Origin of the sequence: Halorubrum sp. Hd13 (assembly GCF_002252755.1) — an archaeon.
In the GTDB taxonomy this organism is placed as follows: Archaea; Halobacteriota; Halobacteria; order Halobacteriales; family Haloferacaceae; genus Halorubrum.
The window spans coordinates 14,683-37,780 of record NZ_NHOY01000015.1 but is presented as its reverse complement, the minus strand read 5'-3'; the positions used below and the strand labels follow the sequence as shown (position 1 = coordinate 37,780).

Sequence of the window (23,098 nt, the reverse complement as noted above, 5' to 3'; positions counted from 1 at the left end):
GGATCTCGTACCCGTCGTCGGTGACGACGACGGGTACGAGATCCTGGCGGAGTACCCGTTCGGGATCGTGCCGGAGAAGCGCGGGTGAGCGGCGGATAGCTACGACCGCTGTTTGAGCTATCGGCGCCCCTTTTCGGCCGCCGGTCGAACGCCGAGACGCATGCGATCCGATCCCTCCATCAGAACCGGCGAGACTGCCGGCTCCGAGTCGGTGCGGCGTATCGCGAGAAAGAGACTCCCGACCGCGGTGACGCTTCTGGTCGCCGCGTTCGCGCTCGTCGGCGTCGTCGTCGCCGGGACCGGAGCCGTCGCCGCCGACGGAACCGCCGACCTCGACGCGGACGTCGTCACCGTGGGCGAGGACGGAACCGCCGAGATTCCCGTCGAAACCGACGGCGTCGACGCGTTCGAGGTCGTTGTCGGCGGCGAAGAGGAGGCCGGGTACGAGCTCCGCGCCACCGTGACGCCGGACGGCGACGGCGTCACGACCCTCGTCTTCGACCACGCCCGAACCGGCGGGGGCGGCGCCACGCTGACGGCCGACGGCGGCGCCGAAGTCGAGACCGACTACGAGACCTCCCTCAGCGAGGAGATCGCTCCCGGTAGCTACGACGCGGAGGTGCTCGTCGGCGGCGACACCGTCGACGTCGGTACCCTCGTCGTCGAAGACGCAACGGGCGGGGAGGGCGAAAACGACGGAAGCGACGGAGACGACGCAGACGGGAGCGACGGAGACGACGCAGACGGGAGCGATGGCGGATCGGCCGAGCCTGCCACGGTCACCGAGGCGGACGTCGAAGCGGCCGACATCGTCGTCGCTCCGGCGGAGAGCGAGGTGAGCGTGCCGGTGGCGGTCGACGACGGCGAGACCGTGAACCTCCGGATCCGCTCGGCCGGAGACGCGAGCCCGGCCTTCCTCATGACGGAGGAGGCGTCCGTCGAGAACGGCACGGCGAGCGCGACGTTCGACCTGAGCCGGACGAGCCACGGCGACCGCGCGACGCTGACCGTCCGCGGGAACGAGGCGGTCAACGAGTCGGACTCCCGCGAGGTGCTCATCGTCGACGAGGAGGTCGGCGTCGAGGGGAGCGGCGGCCTCGACCTCGAGACGCCCGGGTTCGGAGTCGTCGCCGGCGGGCTCGCGGTTCTCGCCGTCACGCTCGCGGCCCGGCGGCGGGAGTGAAAGCCGGACCGAGCTACTTCTCGATCGAATCGCCCTCGGAGCCGGCGGCGTCGTCTTCCCCCCGGAGCTGTCGAGGGAGCAGTCCCGAGACCAGCCCGCGGAGGATCCGGGCCGGGTCGAGGAAGTACTGCGGGAGCACGACCATCGCGACGGCGACGACGAGCAGTCCGGCGCCGAGCGCGATCTCGCCGGCGGCCAGCCGGATGACGGCGTAGTTCGCGAGCGGCAGCGCGAAGACGAGCGACGCCGCCAGCCCGATCATATCCATCAGGCCGAGGTTCATTGACCCCCGATTCGCGCCCAGCGTTCAAAAGCGACGCGGCGGCGGTCGCTCGGGCGCCGCCGACGGCGGCACGGCGCCCGGTCGCGTCGAACCGCCGGCCGTCCCGGAGCGCGAGCCGCCCCGAACACCGAACCGATATGTGTCGCGCGCGCCCAGATCGGGTATGTTCACCGGCATCGTCGAGGACACCGGCACGGTCCGCGACCGGACCGAGACCGCGGACGGGCTCCGACTTCGGATCGGCGTCGACGGGTTCGACGACCTCCACCACGGCCAGTCGATAAGCGTCAGCGGCGTCTGTCTCACGGTCGAGGAGTACGCGGTCCGCGACGAGAGGTCGGACGCCGGCGGCGACTGGTTCGAGGTGTTTCTCGCGAGCGAGACGGTCGCGAAGACGTACCTCGGCGACGTCGGCGAGGGCGACGCGGTCAACGTCGAACGCGCGATGCCCGCCGACGGCCGGTTCGACGGCCACGTCGTGCAGGGCCACGTCGACACCGTCGCCGAGGTGACGGGGATCGAGCGCGTCGGCGAGGACTGGCGGTTCGCGTTCGCGATCCCCGAGGGCCACGCGGACTACCTCGTCGACAAGGGGTCGGTGACGCTCGACGGCATCTCGCTGACGGTCGCCGAGAAGCGCGACGGCGAGTTCGACGTCGCGATCATCCCGACGACCTACGAGCTCACGACGCTCTCGGAGAAGTCGGTCGGCGACCCGGTCCACCTGGAGGTCGACGTGATCGCGAAGTACGTCGAGAACATGGTCGACGGGTACGCGGGGTAGCCGGCGTCCGGGGCGAGACGATACCGGTCGCTTCAGGCGTCCTTCGCGCCCTTCACCGTCTCGCGGACGGCGTCGACGCCCTCGTCGTGGAGCAGGTCGCCGACGACGATCACGTCGCTGTGGGCGGCCATCTCGTTCGCGGACTCGTAGTCGCCGATCCCGCCGCCGTAAAAGAGCGTGGCGTCGTCGAGCGCGTCGTGCGCGGCCGAGACCTTCTCCGTGTCGCCGAAGGTGCCCGAGTACTCGACGTAGACGATCTCCTGGCCGAACATCCGCTCGGCGACCTTCGCGTACGCCCCCACGTCGTCGGCCGCGAGGTCGCAGTTCGCGTTCGTCAGCTCGGCGACCGCGGCGTCCGGGTTGAGGACGATGTACGCCTCGGTGTGCGTCCGGTCCCAGTCGAGCTCGTCGATCCGGACCCACTCCTTGTGGGCGCCGGTGATCCAGAAGGGCCCGCCGGCGTTGAACACGGTCGGGATCAGGTAGCCGTCGAGCGCCGGCGAATCGACGACGACGCCCGGGTTCGACGGCTCCTGATACAGCGGGACGTCGTACTCGGCCGCGGCGTCGACGACGCGCGTCATCTTCTCCGCGGTGATGTCGAGGGTCCCGCCGATCTCGATCGCGTCGGTGCCGGTGCGGCAGACGTCCTCGAAGGTCTCGCCGTCCCGCAGCTCCTTGTCGGGATCGACCTTCAGCACGTGGTCCCAGTCGTCCCACGGGTTACTCATCGGAAACGACTCCACCGGGCGGCACCAAAAAGGTGCGGAACCTGCCCCGCCGCTCCCCGGACGGGCGGCTCCGCTCGTCGTTCCGTCCGGCGCACCGACGCGGCCGACGCGCCGCTCAGAGGAGGTCGTCGAGCTCGTCGTTGTCGAACGCCGCCGCGGGGTCCGGCTCCGCCTCCGGCTCGTCGCGGACCGCCTGTCGGGCGCGCTCGAGGAACGCCTCGACCCGGCGGGAGCGCTCGACGCCGCCGAGCAGCACGAGCGCCGCGATCCGGTCGGAGTCGAGCGGGAAGTCGCCGCCCCGCACCTGCATCGAGCCGGTCTCCTCCTGCAGCCACTTGCGGGCCTTCTCCGCGCCCTTCCGGGAGATGCGGTCGGGGTCGCCGGCGACGGCGACGAGGGCGGCGTCGGCCTCGGTCGCGTTCGGGAGCGACATCCCGGTCATCACCGCGCTCCTGACGGTGCTCATCACGGTCGTGACGTTCTCCTCGGGGTCCTCGGCCGCCGGCGCCGAGGCGAACCCGACCGCCGCCATCCCCCCGGCCCGCAGCGTGTTTATCACCTCGCTGGTGTCGACGACCGACTCGGCGACGCCCTCGACCGACTCGCCGGCGGCCAGGAGGAGGCCGACGCGTCTCGCCATCGACTCGTTGATCGCCGCGAAACCGCCCTCCATCGACTCTCCCGAGGAGCGCCACGCGTCGTTGTCGAGCAGGATCGTCGCGTCCGCCTCCCGGACCAGCGTCTTGAGCGACCGGCCCGCGTTCACTTGGTACATAGCCCCCTCGTCGCGACCGGGGAGGATCCCGACCGCGTACACCGGCACGTCGTACACCCGGCTCAGCTCCCGGACGAGCACCGGCGCGCCGCCGGAGCCGGTGCCGCCGCCGAGCCCGGCGACCACGAACAGCGCCTCGGCCTCCGCGGTCACCTTCGACGCGAGCGCGTCGAGCACCTCGACCGCGTCCTCGTCCATCACCTCGGCGCCGAGCTCGTTGTCGCCGCCGACGCCGTGGCCGTTCACCCGCGACTGCCCGACGAGGACCGTGTCGAGCGGGAGCGGGTCGAGGTCCGTCGCGGCCGTGTTGACCGCGAGCGCGTCGAGCACCGCGCCGTAGCCGGCGTCGGCGTCGAACTGCGCGAGGGCGGTCGTGAGCTTCCCGCCCGCCTGCCCGACGCCGAGGAGGACTGCCTTCATGATCGAACGGTAACCGATCCGGAGTATTACGCTTTCCCCCCGAGATTTAAATGCGAAATCGAGGCCAGTCGCGAGCATGTCGAACGCCACCGACGAGAGAAGTCGGACGTCGGGCCGCGGGGAGAGGCCGACCGCCGAGGGCGACGAGACCGCTGGCGCCGGCGGACCGAGCGACGGAAGCAGCGGAGACCGGCTCGGAGAGCGACTCAGCGCGGTCGAGCGAGCCCTGACCGGGTCCGACGCGGCCGTCGCGGACCTCGGCGACGGCGCCGCCGCGGCCGCGGAGCGCGAGGCGCTGGAGTCGCGCGTCGAGGAGCTCGAGTCGCGCGTCGAGGAGCTGGAGGCCGCCACGCAGGCGATCCGGGGGTACGTCGGATCGATTCGAGCGGTCAACCGCGAGGTCGAGCGGCGGGCCGACCTCGCGCTGGCGAGGGCGAGCCGCGGCGAGGACGCCGGCACGGAGACCCGACTCCAGAGCGGCGGCGCGACCGCCGACGCCGTGCCGAGCGAGGACGCCCTCGACGCCGCCGTCCCGTCGGACGCCGCCGATCGGAACGGCGGGGTGGGACGGGGCGACGCGAGGCGGTCGGACGACGCGGACGGATCGTGGCGGGACGAGGCGCTGGACCGGCTCCGTGAGTCCCTGTAAGCTGGACCGGGGAGCGGGAACCGGGATCGCGGCGCGAGTCGAGACGGAGGCCGGCGAGCCGTGATCCGCGTCGTCCTCACGGTCCTCGTCGCCGTCGCCCTCCTCGCGGCCGCGACCCCGGCGCTGGAAGACGCCCGGGCGACCACGACCGCCGAGCGGATCGACGCCGAGGCGGACCGCGTCGAGCGGGCCGTCGGCGGCCTCGTCGCGGGCTCCGTGAGCGTCGCGGACCCGTCGCTCGCCGCGCGGACGACCGTCACCGTCCGCGTCCCGAGCGGGTTCGGAGCGGCGCCGATCGACCGCGTCGCGATCGTGGAAACGGGGGCCAGCGGAGAGACGGTCGGCGCGGAGGCGAACGTCGCCGAGGAGACGTCACCCGGCCCGGACGTCGCGCTCCGGTATCGGATCGACGGCGGGCCCGAACGAACCGCGCCGATCGGTCCCGGCGGCACGGACGCGACCGTGTCGGTCGACGGCGGCGCGATCGCGCTCCGACCGGGCGGCGAGAGCCGACTGGCCCTCCGGCTCGTCGACGACGGCGGACCGACCGTCCGGGTCACCAGGGTAGGGTGATCGCTTATATACGATGCCGGGAGCACGCCCGCCGTGAACCTCGATCTCCCCTCGCTGTCGCGGATCGGCGGCGGCGAGCCCTCGCTGCGATCGCTGCCGTGGAGCGACGCCGATCGCGACTGCCGGTGCGAGCCGACGTTCAGAGAGCCGGTCGGAACGGGCGTCGGCGACCGCGTCGTGCTGGCGGTCGACGCCGGTGACTGCCCGGGGCGCGGCGACCTCGCCGAGAGCCCTGACTGTCTGGCGACCGTCATCGAGGCGCTCGCGGAGCGCGACGCCGAGGTGATCAGGACCCGTCATCGCGGGCGCGAGCGGGCCTACGCCGGGCGGGCCGCCGCGTGTCTCGTCGCCGCGGGCCGGTTCCGCGAGCGCGTCGGGTTCCACGAGACGCGGCTCGCCGACCGCGTGCTGCGCGATCCGGTCAGCGCCGCTCGGGAGGCCGCCGGACGCGAGGGACCGCCGGCCCGGATCGCCGCGGAGACCGGGCTGTCGGCGATCGTCGAAGGGGCAGACGAGGTCGGAGACGTGCTTCGGGCACACGCCGGGCCCCGAATCGCGGCGGCGCGGATCGCGACCGCGCCGCCGCCGGGGGCCGCGCTCGCCGACCGCTGGGATCTCGACACCGGCGCGACCGTCCGGCTGTACGAGGGGTCGGGACCGCTCCGGACGTACCACCTCACGCCGCCGGTTCGAGAGCTCGACGACGGGGCCGTCGAGCGGCTCGACGACGCCAAGCGACGGCTGCTCGACGATCCGACCGGGGGCGGGCGAGCGCCCGGCCGCGCGGTCCGGACGGCCGCCGAGGACGGCGATCCCGTCTCGACGCTGACCGATGTGCTCCGGCGGCACACGCGCGGGTACGGGGCGTTCGAACACGTGTTCGCCGACGAGCGCGTGAGCGACGCGACGCTCTCGGCGCCCGTGACCGAGAACCCGCTCCGCGTCGTCGTCGACGGCGAGCGCTGCCGGACGAACGTGCGACTCCCGCCCGAGGGGGCCGCCACGCTCGCGTCCCGACTCCGGCGGACCAGCGGGCGGGGGTTCTCTCGGGCGAGCCCCACGCTCGACGCGACCCTGGAGACGGACGCCGGCCGGGTCCGCGTGGCCGCGACGACGGACCCCGCCAGCGACGGGCTCTCGTTCGCGTTCCGCCGCGGTGATCCCGACGCGTGGACGCTCGCACGACTCGTCGACGCAGGGACGCTCACGCCGGCGGCCGCCGGGCTCCTCTCCGTCGCCGTCGAGCGGGGCGTGACGGGGCTCGTGGCCGGCGGGCGGGGTGCGGGAAAGACGACCGCGCTCGGTGCCCTCCTCTGGGATCTTCCCGCGGAGTCGCGGTCGATACTGATAGAGGACACGCCCGAGCTCCCGACGAGCGCCCTAGCGACCGCCGGGCGAGACGCGCAGCGGCTCTGCGTCGGCGACGGGGCGGAGCCGTCGCCGAGCGACGCGGTCCGGACCGCGCTCCGGCTCGGCGGCGGTGCGATCGTCGTGGGGGAGGTCCGCGGCGAGGAGGCGCAGGCCCTCTACGAGGCGATGCGCGTCGGCGCGGCCGGCGAGACGGTGCTCGGGACGATCCACGGGGAGGACCCCGCCGCCGTCCGGGAGCGGGTGGTCTCCGACCTCGGCGTGTCGCCCTCGTCGTTCGCGGCGACCGACCTGATCGTTCTCCTCGACGACCACCGCGTCGACGTGATCGCCGAGGTAGTCGGTCACGAGGACGGCGCCGCGTTCGAATCGCTGTTCGAGCGCACGGACGAGGGACTGACGCCGACCGGGCGGGTCGACCGCGGCGAGAGCCGACTCCTCGATCGTCTCGCGGGACCCGACGAGACGTACGCGTCGATCAGGGCGGCCGTCGGGGGACGGGGCGAGCGGATCCGCGAGGCGGTCGCCACCGGTCGGACGGAGCCGGAGCGGTACGTCGACTCCGTCGGCGCGAGCGGTGAGATCGAATGACCGGAGCGGTCGACGAGGCGACCGACGGCTCGCCGACGGCACCCCCGAGCGAGGGGGTCGACGCGAACGAGTCGGCAGAGCTCCGGCGCGCGGTCGCGTTCCTCGGCTGGGAGGCCTCGGCCGAACGAGTCGTCGAGCTCGGGTATCGGGTCGGGCTCGGGGTCGGCCTCCTCTGTGCCGTCGCGCTCTCGGCGTTCGTCGGCCCGGTTCCGGGTGCGCTCGCTGGGCTCGCCGGAGGGTTGGCGGCGACTCACGCGGTCCATCGAGCACCGGTGGGGCTCGCCGCGCTCCGTCGGACTCGAGCGCTCGGTGCGGCCCCCGGTCTCGTCGGCCGTCTCGTGTTACGGATGCGACTGGACCCGTCGGCGGAACGCGCGGTTCGGTTCGCCGCCCGCACCGGGGACGGACCGCTCGCGGACGGGCTGGCGCGTCACGAGCGCGGGAGCGCGGACGGGCCGACGAGCGGGCTCCGGGCGTTCGCCCGCGAGTGGCGACCGTGGTTCCCCGCGATCGACCGCGCCGCCGCGTTAGTGCGGACGGCCGCGTCAGCGCCGGCAGAGCGGCGGGGACGGTGTCTGGACCGCGCGCTCGACGCGACGATCTCCGGGACGACCGACCGGCTCGCGGCGTTCGTCGGCAAGGTCCGCGGCCCCGTCTCGGCGCTGTACGCCTTCGGCGTGCTCCTCCCGCTGGCCCTGATAGCTCTGCTACCCGCGGCGGCCGCGTCCGGCGTTCCGGTCGGGTCGAGGGTCGTCGCCGGACTCTACCTCGTCGTGCTCCCCGCCGGACTGTTCGCCGCGTCGGCGTGGCTGCTCTCGCGCAGACCGGTCGCGTTCGCGCCGCCGTCGATCGACGGCGACCACCCGGACGTCCCCGAGCGGGCGCAACACGCCGCCGCGGCAGGCGCGGCCGCCGGAGTCGCCGCGGCCGCGATCGCCGCGCGGCTAGTCACCGGGTGGGCCGCACCCGTGGCCGGGGTCGGCGTCGGGGCGGGGACGGCGCTCCTCGTCGGCGTGCGACGCCGGCGGGCCGCGCTCGCTGAGATCCGGGCCGTCGAACGGGGGCTCCCGGACGCCATGACGGTCATCGGCGGCGACGTGGCCGAGGGCGTCGCGGTCGAGAGGGCGATCGCGAACGCCGGCGAGCGGCTCGACGGGGCGACCGGCGAGCTGTTCGAGCGCGCCGGGCGCCGAAGCGAGACCCTCCGAGTCGGCGTGCGGGAGGCGTTCCTCGGCCGGGGCGGCCCCGCGGTTCCGGTCCCGTCGCCGCGGGTCCGGGGCGCGGTCGCGCTGCTCGCCGTCGCCGCCAGGGAGGGTCGCCCGGCCGGCGACGTGCTCCTCGAGCTCGCCGACCAGCTCGAGGAGCTCCGGGCGCTCGAAACCGACGCGCGACGTCAGCTCGCGACCGTGACGGGCACGCTGACGAACACCGCGGCGGTGTTCGCGCCGCTCGTCGGCGGCGCGACGGTCGCGCTCGCCACGGGGGTCGACGCCGTCGACGCCGGGGGACTGGGCGCCGGAGCGACCGCCGGCGCGGACGCGCTCGGTGTCGGGGGCGGCGGTACTGGTGCCGGCGGCGGGAGCGCGGCCGAGGCGACCGCGGAATCCGGCGCCGGAGCGCTCTCCGTCCCGGTACTCGGCCGGATCGTCGGCGCCTACGTGCTGATCCTCGCGGCGCTGCTCACCGCGCTGGCGACCGGGCTGGAGCGCGGCTTCGACCGGACGCTGGTGGCCTACCGCGTGGGGATCGCGCTGCCGACTGCGACGGCGACGTACCTCGTCGCGTTCGCGGGCGCGGGAGCGCTGCTGTAACGACCGGACCGCAGCCGCGTGTCCTCGCCGATCATTTAAATACCAAGCCGCGGCCAGCCGGCCCGTGTTCGAGACTCACCTCGACGCGACGTACGCGTGGCTCGGCCTCGCCGTGGTGAGCGTCGCGACGGCCGGCGTCGCCGCGACGCTCCCGGCGTCGCCGCCGCCGGACGCGGCCGGCGTCGCGCACACGATCGAGACGGTAGCCGGCGGAGAGTACCCCGCGACGGCGGAACACGGGATCGCGGCGGACCGAATCCGACTCACGCCGCGGTCGGTCTCGCTCGGCGGAGACGGGGGAGACGCACGGGCGCCGCTCCACGCGCCGCGGGTGACGCCGGTCCCACCGGTCGATCGAAGCGGAAGTGGGGACCGGCTTCGGCGGGTCCTCGACGGCGTTCCGCCGGACGCCGCGTTCGACGACCCCGACGCGCTGGCCGCGGCGGCGGAGCGCGCGCGGAGCGCCGACAGCGGGTGGCGACCGGCGCCGGAGCGGCTCACCGTGCGGCGGGTGCATTACGGAGGGGTGCATGTCACGCTCGTCGGGTGACCCGTCCGGCGCCGGAAGCGGGGCCGCGGATCGCGCCGCGGTCGAACCGCTCGCCGCGCTCGTCGCGGTGCTGGTAGTCGGGGCGGCGCTGAGTCTGTACGCGGCCGCGCTCGACGACGCGACGGTCGATCGGGAGCGGCCCGGTGCCGAGACCGTCCTCGACAGGGCCGAGCGAACGGCGACCGCCGGCGGCGTCGTCGAACCGGACCAGCTCCGCGGCGCCGACGGCTTCCGGTATCCGACGGCGGTGACGGTGAGGGCCGGCGGGAAGACGTGGCGGATCGAGTTCGGCGATGACGCGCCCGAACGCGCGGCGGTCGGAGACGACGGAGCGATCGGGACGGCCGAGCGACCGGTGACCGTGCGAGTCGGTCCGGGGCGGAACGTCCGCGGGACCCTTCGCGTGGTGGTCCGCCGGTGACGAGCACCGTGCTCGACGTGACGGTGCTGCTCCTGTGCGTGTCCGCGAGCGTCGTCGCGCTCGGTGGCGTCGGCGGGGACGCGGGGACGCGCGGGCCGACCGCGGAGGGGGCGGCCGACCGGATAGTGACGGAGACCGTGACCGTGCGGTACCGGTCGCCGCGGGCGGCGAACGGCACCCGAACGGTACACGCGACGCGCGCCGAACTGCTCGCGCTGCTCGTCGCGGCTCCCGGAAGCGCGGGCGATGAGCGCGGCGCCGTCGACGGCGAGGGCGCGTTCGAGCCGCGAGCGACGGCCGCGATCGCCGCGGGCCTCGGCGAGCGAACCCGGGTCGACGCGACGGTCCCGGCGGTTCCGAGCCGGGAACCCAACTCGACGCAGCGAGCCGTCGACCGTCGGCCTCCGGCTCCGCGTGGCTGTCGACCCGCAACCGGCCGGATAGCGGCGTCTGGGACACCGAACGCGCCGCGATCCCCTCAGCGAACCGCCGGCCAGTCCCGGGAGGGTCCGGACCGGACCGACGGCGGTTCGAGGGGAACCGAGCGGCCTCGCCCCGGGAGAGACGGGAACGCGATAGCGGTCGTCGTCGGGGCCGAGCCGCCGCGGAACGCCGACGTCACGACGGCGGTGGTCACGCAGCCGACGCCGGACGCGGCCGAGACGGACGATCCCGTTCGGATCGTCGTGAGGAGGTGGTGAGCGTGGGGAAACGCGGCGGAGCATCCGACTCCGAGCGGGTCGGGCGACGGTTCGCGGTCGACGAGCGGGCGCGAGTCCCGTTCGCCCTGATCGGCGTGTTGCTGCTCGTGACGAGCACGACGTACGCAGCGGGGATCGCGGATCAGGGGCTCGTCGGCGAGGACCGGAGCGTCGAGCGGGCCGTCGAGCGCGTCGACGCCGACGCCACCGCAGCGCTGCGCGCCGCGGCGCGCGAGGCGGCGCACGACGCGGCGCGGGAACCGGTGACGCGGGCGCCCGAGAGCGGTGCCGCGGCCGAGGCGGTGCGCGAGGAGTCGGCGTTCACGGACGCGCTTCGGATACGACTGGCAGTCACCGGGGCAGACGCGCTCTCCGCGGTCGACGCTGACGTCGGATCGGTGACGGCGACGGCGTCGCTACCGGCGGTCGGGGGGCGAGAGGACCTCACCGCGGCCCGCGACCGCGTCCGCGTCGAGCCGGCGGCCAACGGGACCGCGACTCGCGTCACTTTCGAGGAGGTCGACATCACCGCGACACGGAACGGCCGAACGGTCGTGAACCGCACCGCGGACAGGACCGTCGTGGTGGCCGTCCCGACGCTCGCCGCTCACGAGCGGACGGAGCGGTTCGAAGAGCGGCTCGACAGGGGTCCGGTTGAGGGACCGGGTCTCGGTCGACAGCTCACCGCGAGCCTCTATCCGATGACGTGGGCGAGAGGATACGCGCAGTACGCCGGGGCGCCGGTCGAGAACGTCCTCGCGAACCGGCACGTGGAACTGTCGACGAACGCCGGGATCGTCCGGACGCAGCGGGCAGTCTTCGGGACGAGCGACCCGAGCGCCCGCGGCGGAGTGGCACGGGCGACCGCCCGGACCGGGATGAGCGACCTCCTCGCGCCGACCGGCGTTCGAGAGGACTCGTGGACCGACGCGGTTCTCGGAGCGCCGACGCCGACCGGTTCCGGGGAGACCGCGACGCAACCGAGCGCCGGCACGCACCCGAACGGGGCGGGGAGCGAGGACGACGCATTCGAGTCGAAACGAGACCGGTCCGACGAGGAGACGCCGGTTCCGATCGGGCACGCGGCGGACGTCGGGGCGGTTCGGGTCCACGACGACCTCGACGAGGTGATCGAGGGCGCGTACCGAGTCGAGGCCGACGTGCGGACGGCGACGACGCAGATCGCGGACGGCGGACGAATCGCGCCGCCGACGCCGGCCGTCGCGGCGACCGGCGAGTGGGATCGCGTCGACGTGGAGCGGTCGGAGCGGCTGACCGACGTCGCCGGGAGCGACGTGCCGCGCGGGGTTCCCGCGAGGACCGTGGATCCGGACGAGCCGGTCGCGTTCGGAGACGCGATCCGCGAGGTGACGGTCGAACGCACCGCGACTGCGACGTGGGAACGGGAAGTCGTGGAACGGGGCCCTAACGGAAGCGTCGTCGACCGCACCGTCCATCGGACGACCACCGCCGACGAAGCGGCCGACCGCTACCGGGTCCGCGTCTCGGTGACGGGGCGACACGCGCCGACCGACGGCGCGGCGGACCGGCCCGCCGCGACGTTCGGAGCGGGAGGTGACGGACCCGACCTACGCGGGACGCCGGCGGCCGCGCGTTCGTCGCTCGGCGTCGACACGGCGGCCGGCGTGGACCGACTGGCCCGGGACGCCGTCCGGAGCGGAGACGTCGACGACTCGACGGTGGTCCACGGCTCGTGGACGGAGACCGAACGGGACCGCGTGGCGGCGGATGTCGCCGCGCTCGCCGTCGAAGTCCGGGCGTTCGAGACCGACGCGTCGATGGAGGCGGCGGCGGTCGGCAAGGCGGAGCCGTACGCCGACCTCGCCGACGCGGTCCGCGATCGCCGAGCGGCGCTCGTCGACGCGCCGAAGACGTACGACGGCGCGGTCGATCGGGCGCGGGTCGCCGCCCGCGCGGCGTACGTCGACGCCGTCGTCGCGGAGCTGGAAGCGGCTTCTGCCGACCGCGAGCGGGCGACGGACGGGTTTCTCGATCGGGTGAACAGCGCCTTCGGCGGCCCCTCGGTCGGCGAGGCGATCGCCGCCCGCGAGGCCGCGACGGACCCGGGCACATACACGGTCGCCGGCGACGGTCCCGGGGGAGCGGTGACGTTCTCGCCGCGAGGGGCGCCGGGATACCTGCCGCGGACGACGGTCGACGGCGAACGGACAGACGGCGCGAGCGACGCCCCGACGCGACCGCTCGCCGTCCGCAACGTGAACTACGTCACCGTTCCGTACGGCGATCTGTCGAGCGGGATCGTGGATCGGATCCTCGGCGCCGGGGACACGGTCCGACTCGGTACCGCCGGGCGCGCGCTCCTGCTCGCCGACGAGGCGCTGGCCGCGAGCGACGACCCGGGACTCCGCGCCGACCGGGACGCGCTCACGAAACGGGTCGACGGCTCGCTTCGCGAAGTCGATCGCGAAGTTGAGGGCGTGCTTCGGGAGCGGACCTCGTTGTCGCGGGAGGCGCGTCGCGACGCGGTCGACGAGGCCGCCGCGTCATACGACTCGACCGGTGACAGAGCGGCCGCGGTCGGTGACGGCGAGTACGCCGAGCGGGTCGCCGCAGAGGCCGCGGCCGACGGATCGCTCTCGACCGCGGCGGAGGCGTCGCTGGCCGCGCACCTCCGCGTCGCGACGCGGAAGGCGGCAGGTCGAGAGGACGTTCGGGTGCCGACGCGGGTCGTCGAACCGCCGACGAAGGGCGCGCGGGTCCTGCTCAGGGACCGCATGGAGAAAGCGATCGAGAGGGAGGCCACGCGCGCCGGCCGGACCGCGACCGAGGAGCTGAGCGAGAGGGCGGCCGAGGACCTCGGCGAGAAGTGGTCGCTGAAGCCCGCCCGGAGCGTCGGGGCGGGGCTTCCGGTCGCGCCGGTGCCCGGTTACTGGGTGACGACGGTGAACGCCTGGCGCGTGCAGGTCCGCGGGGAGTACCCGCGGTTCGCGCTGCGCGCCGACGTCGGCACGCCAGGCGAGCCGTTCGAGTACGTTCGACGGGAGGACAACGTGGCCCTCGACGTTGGCGGGGAGACCGTTCGGCTCGGTGCGACGGAGCCGATTCGGTTCGAGACGGAGACCGTCGTCGCCGTCGCGGTGCCCGCCGGCCCGCCCGGCGTCGGCGACGTCGACGGCACCCGCGACGAGACCTCCGCCGGGTGGCCCTGCCCGAGAGCCGGGGGAGCGTCGGACGGAGGAGCGAGAGAGTGCGCGACCTCGTGAGTCGACCGTAGCCGTTTTGAGAGACGCCGACCGAGGGGGACCATGTTTCACGAGGTCGTCGAGGACGGGACGGTGTCCGGTGTCGACGCCGTCGGCGCCAACGGGACGCCCGATGTCGACGCGGGCGAGGTGACCCCGGGCGCGCTGCTCGCGGCGTTCGAGGTGATGGTGCGCGAGTCGGTGGCCGAGGCCGGGCGCGAGCGCGTCGGCGTCGAGACCGGCGTCGACGAGGCGGCCGTCGAGGCGGCCGCCGCGGGCGACGCGGCGGACCTCAGCGTGGACGACGCGGCGGCGATCGTCGCCGTGACCGCCGACCGCGACGCCGACGCGCTCGTCGCGGAGCTACGCGATCACCTCCTGATGGGGATGGCGACCGCGGTGCTCGACGTCGACACCGTCGCGGCGGGGATCGACGCCGATCTCACCGGCCAAGAGGTCCAACAGGCCCTCGAGGGACGCGCCGGGATGACGCTGGAACAGCTCGCGGAGGTCATGGCGGTCATCGAGCGCCGCAAGCGATGAGGGCCGTCGTCGTCGGCTGCGGCTACGTCGGGATCGAACTCGCGTCGCAGCTCGCCGATCGCGGCCACGCCGTGACGGGCGTGCGGCGGTCTGACGCGGGGATCGACGCCATCGGTGAGGTCGGGGAACGCGTCGACGGCGACGGCGCGGTCGACGCGATACGAGCGGACGCGACCGATCCGCCCTCGCTCGACGCGTTGCCCGACGCGGACGCCGTCGTCTTCGCGGCCAGCTCCGGCGGCCGAGGCGCCGAGGCGGCCCGCGAGGTGTACGTCGACGGCCTCCGAAACGTCATCGAGGAGTACGCGGCGCGGTCGTCGTCGCCGGACAGACTCGTCTACACGTCGTCGACGGGCGTGTACGGCGACCATGACGGCGGGTGGGTCGACGAGGAGACGCCGATCGATCCGACCACGGAGAAGACGCGGGTCCTCGCCGAGGCGGAACGGATCGCGCTGGAGGCCGCCGGCGACGCCGGGATCGGCGGGACCGTCGCTCGGTTCGCGGGACTGTACGGCCCCGGGCGGTACCGATTGGAGCGGTACGTCGAAGGGCCCGTCACCGCGGGGTACCTCAACATGGTCCATCGAGACGACGCCGCGGGGGCGATCCGGCACCTCCTCGAGACGGATCGCGCACGCGGCGAGCCGGTCGTGGTCGTCGACGACGAACCGGTCGACAAGCACGCGTTCGCCGACTGGCTCGCCGACGAGTGCGGCGTGCCGCGGCCGGAGAAGCGGTCGAAGGCCGAGCGGATCGCGGCCGGCGACCTCTCAGCGGCCGCCGAACGCCGGATCCGGACGAGCAAGCGCTGTTCGAACGACAGGCTCCGCGCGCTCGGGTACGAGTTCGACTATCCGACCTTCCGCGAGGGGTACCGCGACGCGGTGCGGTCGTTCCGCGCGACCCGAGAGTAAGCGACGCCACGGGCGGGCGTCGCCGATCGGTCGAAACAGTGACGAACCTTCATGTGGGGGGAGAGAGTCTCGGGGACACATGTGGAGCCTGAGTGCGGCCGACGAGCGACTCTCGCAGGCGGGGACGCTCGCGCGGGAGAACCCGGAGCTGACCGCGATCGCGGTCGGCGTCGCACTCGTCGCGGTCGCCGGGGGATACCTCCTGTTCCGCGCCCGCTGGACGACCGGAGTGCGGTTCCGGCGGCTGCTCGCCGACCAGGACGAGATCGCGGTGCTGATGCACCCGAACCCCGACCCGGACGCGATGTCGTCCGCCCTCGGTGTCGCGTCGCTCGCGTCTCAAGTCGACGTCGACGCGACGGTGCAGTACCCCGGACAGATCCGTCATCAGGAGAACCGCGCGTTTCGAACGGTGCTCGATCTGGAGCTCGAACCGATCGAACACGTGAGCGACCTCGCCGCCGGGTCCGTCGTGCTAGTCGATCACAACGAGCCGCGAGGGTTCGCGGGCGCCGACGGCGTCCTCCCCACGGCCGTCGTCGACCACCACCCCGGCGACGGCGCCGGAGAGCGGTTCACCGACGTCCGCACCGATTACGGAGCGACCGCCTCCGTCGTCGCCGAGTACTTCGAGGAGAACGACGCGATCCCGGTCCCGCCGGACAAGCACGCGAGCGAGACCGACAGCGACCTCACCCTCCCGACGGACACCGCGACCGGGCTGCTGTACGGTATCCTCTCCGACACGAAACACCTCACCGTCGGGGCGAGCGAGCCGGACTTCGCGGCCGCAGCGTACGTGTACCCCGGCGTCGATCAGGACTGCCTCGACCGCATCGCCAACCCCGCGGTCGACGCGGAGGTGCTGGAAGTGAAGGCGCGAGCCATCGCCGGGCGCCGCGTCGAGGGCTCGTTCGCGGTGGCGGACGTGGGCGGCGTGAACAACGTCGACGCGATCCCGCAGGCGGCCGACGAGCTGATCCAGCTCGAAGGGGTCAGCGCCGTCGTGGTGATCGGCGAGCGGGACGGGACGGTCCACCTCTCCGGGCGCTCCCGTGACGATCGGGTCCACATGGGCAACGCGATCGAATCGGTCCTCTCGGACGTCGAAAACGGAGACGGAGGCGGCCACTCGCGGATGGGCGGCGGGACCGTCGCACCGCGGATCGACCCGACGGGAGAGGACGGGCCGGAGGGGGTCGACCGAGACGAGCTCGCCGACGCGCTGTTCCGGGCGATGGCCGGCGACGTCTGAGTCCCGCCGGCTGGTCGCCGGGAGCCGGAGACAGTATTTAATTATGCGGCCGCGGAGTGAACGGTATGAACCTCGATCTCCCGACCGACGGCGGCTGGCGCGCGCTCGCGGGCGTCGGCGTCGGCTACGCGCTCGCGACCGGACTGATCTTCGTCCTGCTGTTCGCGGTTCCGTATCTGATCGTGCGGGCGCTGTAACGGCCGAACCGTCGTGACGGCAGAAAAACCGATCTGAAGGCGGTAGCGTCGGCGGTGATCAGGCGAACGCGAGCGAGTCGTCCGCGCCGCTCTCGTCGTCCTGCTGGAGCTTCTCGTGGGCCTCGAGGAAGTCGTCGAGCGTGACCTCGGTGCGGTCGTCGCGGATGGCGAACATCCCGGCCTCCGTGCAGATGGCCTTGATGTCGGCGCCGGACGCGTCGGGGGTCATCTCGGCGAGCTCGTCGAAGTCGATGTCGCTCGCGAGGTTCATCTTCCGGGTGTGGATCTGGAAGATGATCTCGCGACCGTCGGTGTTCGGCTTGGGCACCTCGATGAGGCGGTCGAACCGGCCCGGACGGAGGATGGCCGGGTCGAGCATGTCGAAGCGGTTGGTCGCGGCGATGATCCGGACCTCGCCGCGCTCGTCGAAGCCGTCCATCTCGGAGAGCAGCTGCATCATCGTCCGCTGGACCTCGGCGTCGCCGGAGGTCTTCGAGTCGGTGCGCTTCGAGGCGATGGCGTCGATCTCGTCGATGAAGAGGACGGCGGGCTGGTTCTCGCGGGCGACCTCGAACAGGTCGCGGACGAGCTTCGCACCCTCGCCGATGAACTTGTGGACGAGCTCGGAGCCGGCCATCTTGATGAACGTCGCGTCCGTCTCGTTGGCGACGGCCTTCGCGAGCATCGTCTTCCCCGTGCCCGGCGGCCCGTACAGCAGAACGCCGCTCGGCGGCGTGATGCCGACGTCCTCGAACATGTCCGGGTGCTCCAGCGGCATCTCGACGGTCTCGCGGACCTCCTGCATCTGGTCTTCGAGCCCGCCGATGTCGGCGTAGGTGACGTCGGGCGAGTGCTCGACCTGCATCACGCGGGCCCGCACGTCCGTCTCCTTCTCCAGCTTCTTCACGACCGAGAGGGAGTTGTTGACCGCGACCCGGTCGTCGGGATCGAGCTTCTCGCGCATCTCCGCGGTGATCTCCGTAAGCGCCTCTTGATTGTTGCCGTGCTGTTTGATCACGGCGCCGTCGGGCGTGATCTCCTGAACGGTCGCCACGAACAGCGGGGACTGCTTCAGCTTCTTGTTCTCGTGGGTGAGCCGTTCGAGCTTCTGCTGGTACTTGTTGTTCTCCGCGTTCGCGTCGAGGAGCTTGTCGCGCATCTCCTCGTTTTGCGACTCCAGCACGTCGAGCTCATCCTGGAGGGACTCGATCTTCTCCTGTCTCGACGCCGACCCCTCGTAGGGCATCTCGACGTCGTCGACGGTGTCAGTCATTGTCCGTAATAAGGCGTCTCGCGCGTAAGAGGTTTCGGGTGGGGGAGAGTAGAGCGGTACAGTCCGGCGAATAAATGTCCGATGGTAATGAATATGGATAGTAAATATTATTTGTCGGCATGAGATATGAGAGAGTACGCATGAGCACCACCGACGCCGTCACCGCCGACGAGGACGTCACGGACCGCTGGAGCGCCGTCCGCGATCTTCCCCCGAGCGCGAAGCTCGTGGCGAAGGTCCTCGACTACAACGACACGCTGACGCAGAGCGAACTCGCCGAGGAGACGCTGCTGCCCCCTCGAACCGTCAGGTACGCGCTCTCGCGGCTGGAAGAGGAGGACGTGGTCGACTCGCGGTTCTCCTTCACCGACGCCCGGAAGCGGCTGTACACGCTCGCGGTGTGAGTCGGCAGGGGTCGGCAGCGACGTGGACGGAGGCGGGCGGGAGCCATCATCTTATCCCCGATACCGACGCAGGGACGCCGTGGTCTCGACAACCGGCGTCAAGCGGGCCCTGGCCGCGCTGGCGACGCGTACCGACACCGCAACCCGGCCGTACGCCGCCGTGATCGACGAGGCCGAGGCCGCGCGAACCGACCTGCGGCGCGCCGCCGGGTTCGTCGAATCTGTCGGACTCGACCGGCTGGAGGAGGCGGTCGCGGCCGCCGAGCGCGACGGCGACGCGGCCGCGGCCGAGCGGGGTCGCGCGGCGCTGTCGGCCTACCGAGGATTTCGGGAGGCGGCGGCCGGCGGAGGCCGGTGAGGAGCGGTCGGACGGCGGCCCGCTCTCCGGACCGCCGACCACTTCCGCTCCGCCCCCGGAACCCCTAAACCCGACACCGGCCAACGTCCGGGCAGATGACGCGGGTGATCCACACCGGCGACACCCACATCGGGTACGCGCAGTACCACTCGCCGGTCAGACGACAGGACTTCCTCGACGCCTTCGAGGCCGTGATCGACGACGCGATCGACGGCGACGTCGACGCGGTGATCCACGCGGGCGACCTCTTCCACGACCGACGTCCCGAGCTCGTCGACCTGATGGGCACCATCTCCGTGCTCCGTCGGCTCGACGACGCCGGGATCCCCCTCCTCGCGGTCGTCGGCAATCACGAATCGACGCGGGGCGGCCAGTGGCTCGACCTCTTCGAGCGGCTGGGGCTCGCGACACGGCTCGGCGACGAGCCGACCGTGGTGGGCGACACGGCGTTCTACGGGCTCGACCACGTCCCCGTCTCCCGCCGGGACGACCTCGACTACGCGTTCGCGGACCACGACGCCGACTACGCCGCCCTCGTCGCGCACGGCCTCTTCGAGCCGTTCGGCTACGCGGACTGGGACACGGAAGAAGTGCTCGCGGAGAGCGACGTCGAGTTCGACGCGATGCTCCTCGGCGACAACCACACGCCCGACGTCGCCGAGGTGAGCGACACGTGGGTCACCTACCCCGGGTCCACGGAGCGAGCGAGCGCGAGCGAGAAGGAAGGGAGGGGCTACAACCTCGTCACCTTCGACGCGGACGCCGCGGGCGGCGACGACCGCGTGGATATCCGGCGGCGCGCGCTCGACACGCGCCCGTTCGTCTTCGTCGAAGTCGACCTCCGCGAGGGAGAGGGCGCGGCGCGGGTGCGGGAGAAGGTCCGCCAACACGACCTCGACGACGCGGTCGTGCTCGTCGACGTGACCGGCGAGGGCGAGCCGGTGACCCCGGCCGCGATCGAGGAGTTCGCGACCGAGGAGGGGGCGCTCATCGCCCGTGTCACCGACCGCCGCGAGGTCGAGACCGACGCCGAGGTCGACGTGAGCTTCGCCGACCCCGAGGACGCCGTGCGGGAGCGGATCGAGGAGATGGCGCTCTCCGAGGCGGCCCGCGACGTCGACGAGACGGTCCGCGCCGACACGCTCCCCGACAGCAACGTCAGGAAGACGGTGAAGGGGCGGGTCGAGGAGCGAATCGACGACCTCGACGCGTTCGAAGGGGGCGGAGCGGGCGGCGACGCCGAGGAAGGCGACGACTCCAAGGAAGGCGCGGACGAGAGGGACGAGGCGCACGAGGAGACCGGGACCGGCGACGACACCGCGGAAGACGGCGACGACGACGGCGAACGGGCCCCCGAGACCGCCGCGACCGACGGCCAAGTCTCCATGGAGGATTACCTGTGAACTTCGACCGAATCCGGCTCTCGAACTTCAAGCCGTACGGCGACGCCGACCTCCGGCTGACGCGGGGCGTCACGGTCATTCACGGGCTCAACGGGAGCGGCAAGTCGTCGCTCTTAGAGGCCTGTTTCTTCGCGCTGTACGGGTCGAAAGCGCTCGGCGGCACCCTCGACGACGTCGTCACGAAGGGCGAAGAGGAGACCGAAGTCGAGCTGTGGTTCACCCACGACGGAACGCCGTACCGGATCGAGCGGCGGCTCCGGGTGTACGACGACCGGATCGACCACCAGTGCACGCTCGAATCGACCGACGAGAGCGACGTGACCCGCGACGGCGCGCGGGCCGTGCGCGAGTTCGTCACCGAGCTGCTCCGGATGGACGCGGAGGCGTTCGTCGGCTGCGCGTACGTGCGGCAGGGAGAGGTGAACGAGCTGATCGACGCCAGTCCGCGGGAGCGCCAGGACACGATCGACGACCTGCTCCAACTCGGGAAGCTAGAGGAGTACCGCGAGCGCGCCGGGGACGCCCGGCTCGGCGTCGAGGACGTGTTAGAGAACCGCCGCGGACGGCTCGACCAGCTCGACGAGCAGATCGCGGCGAAGGAGGATCGCGACCTCCACGAGCGGCTCAACGGGCTCGAGAGCGACCTCTCGGAGGTGACGGACGAGATCGAACGCTACGAGGACCAGCGGGATCGGGCGAAGGAGACGCGCGACGACGCCGCGGAGACGCTCTCGACCCACGCGGAGAAGCGGGAGGAGCTGGAGTCGGTGAAGGCGGAGATCGGCGAGATCGAGGAGGCGATCCGCGAGGCCGAGCGCGAGCGCGACGAGCACCGGGACGCGATCCGGGAGGCCCGAGAGCGGATCGACGAGATCGAGGCCGGGATCGGGGAGCGGCTCGACGACGCCGGCCTCGACGCGGCCGACGAGGAGACCGTCGCCGCTCGCCGCGCGGAGCTCGACGAGCGCGAGGCGTCGATCCGCGAAGAGCTCGACGACGGACGGGTGAGCGCCGAGGCGCTCCGTAACCAGGCGACGAACCTCGCCGGGAAGGCCGACGACCTCGCCGACCGCGCCGCGGAGCTGGAGGGAGAGGCCGACGACCTCGCCGACGAGGCCGAGACGGCCGACGACGAGGCCCACGAGCGCGAGTCCTCGATCGAGGAGCTCCGCGAGGAGGCCGAGACCCTCCGCGAACGGTTCGCGGCTGCCGACGTGGACCGCGACGACGTCGCCGAGGAGCACGAGGCGCTCCGGGAGCGACGCGGCGAGGTCCGCGAGCGGATCGCGGAGCTGTCCGCGGAGCTGAAGAACGCTCGCGAACGCGTCGCGGAGGCCGAGGAGCTGCTCGCGGCCGGCAAGTGTCCCGAGTGCGGCCAGCCGGTGGAGGACTCGCCGCACGCGGCCGGGATCGAAGATGACCGGGCGCGCGTCGACGAGCTGGAGGCCGAGCTGGAATCGGCCCGCGAACGCGAGGAGAGCCTCGACGAGCGGATCGAAGAGCTGGACGGGCTCGCGGCGGCCGCGGACCGGCTCGACGAGATCGACGAGACGACGGAGATGCTCGAAGAGCGCGTCGACGAGCGCCGGTCGGAGGCGGCTGAGAAGCGCGAGGCCGCGGCGGAGAAGCGCGAGGCCGCGGCGGAGAAGCGCGAGGAGGCCGACGAGATCCGCGATGTCGCCGCGGAAAAGCGCGAGGAGGCCGAGTCGGCCGCGGACCGCGTTGCGGAACTCGAAGCGTCGCTCGATGCGCTCGACGAGGCCCGCGAAGCGGTGGACGCGGTCGAGGAGCGGGTAGGGGCGATCTCGGAGGCGGAGTCGGCGATCGAGCGCCGCCGCGAGAAACGGGAGACGCTCGGGGAGCTCAACGACGAGCGGCGCGACCGGCTCGCCGACAAGCGCGAGCGGCGCGACGAGCTCGCGGCCGCGGTCGACGAAGCGGCGGTCGAGGAGGCGAAGACGCGGAAGGAGAAGGCCGAGAAGTACCTCGAACGCGTCGACGGGGAGCTGGATCGGCTCGCGGAGCGGCGGACGGAGCTGGAGAACGCGATCGGGAGCGTGAACGGCGAGATTCGGGAGCTGGAGACCCTCCGCGGGGAGCGAGCGGAGTTGGCGACGACCGTCGAGGCGCTGGAGGGGCTCCACGGGGAGACGAGCGAGCTGGAGGCGATGTACGGCGACCTCCGCGCGGAGCTCCGCCAGCGCAACGTCGCCGAGTTAGAACGCACGCTCAACGAGACGTTCGATCTGGTGTACGGCAACGACGCCTACTCGCACATCGAGCTCGACGGCGAGTACGCGCTCACAGTCTACCAGAAGGACGGCGAGGCGCTCGATCCCGAGCAGCTCTCCGGCGGCGAGCGCGCCCTGTTCAACCTCTCGCTGCGCTGCGCGATCTACCGGCTGCTCTCCGAGGGGATCGAAGGCGCCGCGCCGACCCCGCCGCTTATCCTCGACGAGCCGACCGTCTTCCTCGACTCCGGGCACGTCTCCCGGCTCGTCCGGCTCGTGGAGGAGATGCGCGGCTTCGGCGTCGAGCAGATCCTCATCGTCAGCCACGACGACGAGCTGGTGGGCGCCGCCGACGAGCTCGTCACCGTCGAGAAGGAGCCGCGCTCGAACCGCTCGACGGCCCGCCGCGCGGACGCCGCCGAGCTCGACGCCGCGTCGCTCGCGGACGACTGA

The 23,098-nt window shown here is 72.7% G+C and carries 22 protein-coding genes; 18 read left to right on the top strand and 4 right to left on the bottom strand.

Annotated features, from left to right (window positions below; genetic code table 11):
* Positions 1-160: 160 nt before the first annotated feature.
* Entirely contained in the window at positions 161-1,183 is a 1,023-nt protein-coding gene (locus DJ81_RS02145; RefSeq protein WP_094588214.1) for a BGTF surface domain-containing protein, read from the top strand.
* Positions 1,184-1,196: 13 nt separating this feature from the next.
* Here DJ81_RS02145 and DJ81_RS02140 read toward each other — a convergent pair whose 3' ends face one another.
* A complete protein-coding gene (locus tag DJ81_RS02140; protein ID WP_094525262.1) occupies positions 1,197-1,466 on the bottom strand; it encodes a hypothetical protein in 270 nt (89 codons plus the stop codon).
* Positions 1,467-1,629: 163 nt separating this feature from the next.
* On the opposite strand from DJ81_RS02140, the gene DJ81_RS02135 reads away from it, so the two are divergent.
* On the top strand, positions 1,630-2,250 hold the full coding sequence (locus tag DJ81_RS02135; protein WP_094581224.1) for a riboflavin synthase: 621 nt from the start codon (positions 1,630-1,632) through the stop codon (positions 2,248-2,250).
* 32 nt (positions 2,251-2,282) lie between these two features.
* Here the strand turns inward: DJ81_RS02135 and DJ81_RS02130 are convergent, their stop codons facing one another.
* Positions 2,283-2,981: a phosphoglycerol geranylgeranyltransferase gene (locus DJ81_RS02130; RefSeq protein WP_094526387.1), complete on the bottom strand. Its 699-nt coding sequence runs from the start codon at positions 2,979-2,981 to the stop codon at positions 2,283-2,285.
* A 115-nt stretch (positions 2,982-3,096) separates the two neighbouring features.
* Positions 3,097-4,176, bottom strand: coding sequence for a tubulin/FtsZ family protein (locus DJ81_RS02125; RefSeq protein WP_094526386.1), 1,080 nt, complete (start codon positions 4,174-4,176; stop codon positions 3,097-3,099).
* 76 nt (positions 4,177-4,252) lie between these two features.
* Here DJ81_RS02125 and DJ81_RS02120 point away from each other — a divergent pair, with 76 nt between their 5' ends.
* From DJ81_RS02120 to DJ81_RS19750, 12 genes are all read left to right on the top strand, one after another.
* The gene (locus DJ81_RS02120) at positions 4,253-4,825 is read left to right on the top strand and encodes a hypothetical protein (protein ID WP_094525266.1); all 573 of its coding nucleotides are present in this window, start codon (positions 4,253-4,255) and stop codon (positions 4,823-4,825) included.
* Between the two features lie 60 nt (positions 4,826-4,885).
* On the top strand, positions 4,886-5,398 hold the full coding sequence (locus DJ81_RS02115; protein WP_094525267.1) for a hypothetical protein: 513 nt from the start codon (positions 4,886-4,888) through the stop codon (positions 5,396-5,398).
* Between the two features lie 33 nt (positions 5,399-5,431).
* The gene (locus DJ81_RS02110; RefSeq protein ID WP_094588212.1) at positions 5,432-7,357 is read left to right on the top strand and encodes an ATPase, T2SS/T4P/T4SS family; all 1,926 of its coding nucleotides are present in this window, start codon (positions 5,432-5,434) and stop codon (positions 7,355-7,357) included.
* Positions 7,354-9,168, top strand: coding sequence for a type II secretion system protein (locus tag DJ81_RS02105; RefSeq protein ID WP_094588210.1), 1,815 nt, complete (start codon positions 7,354-7,356; stop codon positions 9,166-9,168). Before DJ81_RS02110 ends, DJ81_RS02105 begins: the two co-directional genes overlap by 4 nt.
* A 64-nt stretch (positions 9,169-9,232) precedes the next feature.
* Entirely contained in the window at positions 9,233-9,718 is a 486-nt protein-coding gene (locus tag DJ81_RS02100; protein ID WP_094525270.1) for a hypothetical protein, read from the top strand.
* Entirely contained in the window at positions 9,699-10,139 is a 441-nt protein-coding gene (locus DJ81_RS02095; RefSeq protein WP_094557384.1) for a hypothetical protein, read from the top strand. The genes DJ81_RS02100 and DJ81_RS02095 overlap by 20 nt, the downstream gene beginning before the upstream one ends.
* Positions 10,136-10,840, top strand: a complete 705-nt coding sequence (locus DJ81_RS02090; RefSeq protein ID WP_094588208.1) for a hypothetical protein — start codon at positions 10,136-10,138, stop codon at positions 10,838-10,840. Before DJ81_RS02095 ends, DJ81_RS02090 begins: the two co-directional genes overlap by 4 nt.
* Positions 10,834-14,085, top strand: a complete 3,252-nt coding sequence (locus DJ81_RS02085; RefSeq protein WP_094588206.1) for a hypothetical protein — start codon at positions 10,834-10,836, stop codon at positions 14,083-14,085. The genes DJ81_RS02090 and DJ81_RS02085 overlap by 7 nt, the downstream gene beginning before the upstream one ends.
* Positions 14,086-14,127: 42 nt before the next feature.
* Positions 14,128-14,607: a DUF5791 family protein gene (locus DJ81_RS02080; protein ID WP_170938220.1), complete on the top strand. Its 480-nt coding sequence runs from the start codon at positions 14,128-14,130 to the stop codon at positions 14,605-14,607.
* On the top strand, positions 14,604-15,524 hold the full coding sequence (locus DJ81_RS02075) for an NAD-dependent epimerase/dehydratase family protein (RefSeq protein WP_094581107.1): 921 nt from the start codon (positions 14,604-14,606) through the stop codon (positions 15,522-15,524). The genes DJ81_RS02080 and DJ81_RS02075 overlap by 4 nt, the downstream gene beginning before the upstream one ends.
* Positions 15,525-15,603: 79 nt before the next feature.
* Positions 15,604-16,779 (top strand): bifunctional oligoribonuclease/PAP phosphatase NrnA, encoded by a 1,176-nt coding sequence (locus tag DJ81_RS02070; RefSeq protein WP_094525275.1) that lies wholly within the window; start codon positions 15,604-15,606, stop codon positions 16,777-16,779.
* A gap of 65 nt (positions 16,780-16,844) precedes the next feature.
* Positions 16,845-16,976 (top strand): hypothetical protein, encoded by a 132-nt coding sequence (locus DJ81_RS19750; RefSeq protein ID WP_254921584.1) that lies wholly within the window; start codon positions 16,845-16,847, stop codon positions 16,974-16,976.
* Positions 16,977-17,034: 58 nt separating this feature from the next.
* Here DJ81_RS19750 and DJ81_RS02065 read toward each other — a convergent pair whose 3' ends face one another.
* The gene (locus DJ81_RS02065) at positions 17,035-18,249 is read right to left on the bottom strand and encodes a proteasome-activating nucleotidase (RefSeq protein WP_094557380.1); all 1,215 of its coding nucleotides are present in this window, start codon (positions 18,247-18,249) and stop codon (positions 17,035-17,037) included.
* A 140-nt stretch (positions 18,250-18,389) separates the two neighbouring features.
* Between DJ81_RS02065 and DJ81_RS02060 the strand changes: the two genes are divergently transcribed.
* From DJ81_RS02060 to rad50, 4 genes are all read left to right on the top strand, one after another.
* Complete coding sequence (locus DJ81_RS02060) at positions 18,390-18,653, top strand: helix-turn-helix domain-containing protein (RefSeq protein ID WP_094525277.1); 264 nt, start codon at positions 18,390-18,392, stop codon at positions 18,651-18,653.
* Between the two features lie 79 nt (positions 18,654-18,732).
* A complete protein-coding gene (locus tag DJ81_RS02055) occupies positions 18,733-19,011 on the top strand; it encodes a hypothetical protein (RefSeq protein WP_094525278.1) in 279 nt (92 codons plus the stop codon).
* 95 nt (positions 19,012-19,106) lie between these two features.
* The gene (gene mre11, locus DJ81_RS02050) at positions 19,107-20,414 is read left to right on the top strand and encodes a DNA double-strand break repair protein Mre11 (protein ID WP_094588204.1); all 1,308 of its coding nucleotides are present in this window, start codon (positions 19,107-19,109) and stop codon (positions 20,412-20,414) included.
* Positions 20,411-23,098: a DNA double-strand break repair ATPase Rad50 gene (gene rad50, locus DJ81_RS02045; RefSeq protein WP_094588201.1), complete on the top strand. Its 2,688-nt coding sequence runs from the start codon at positions 20,411-20,413 to the stop codon at positions 23,096-23,098. The genes mre11 and rad50 overlap by 4 nt, the downstream gene beginning before the upstream one ends.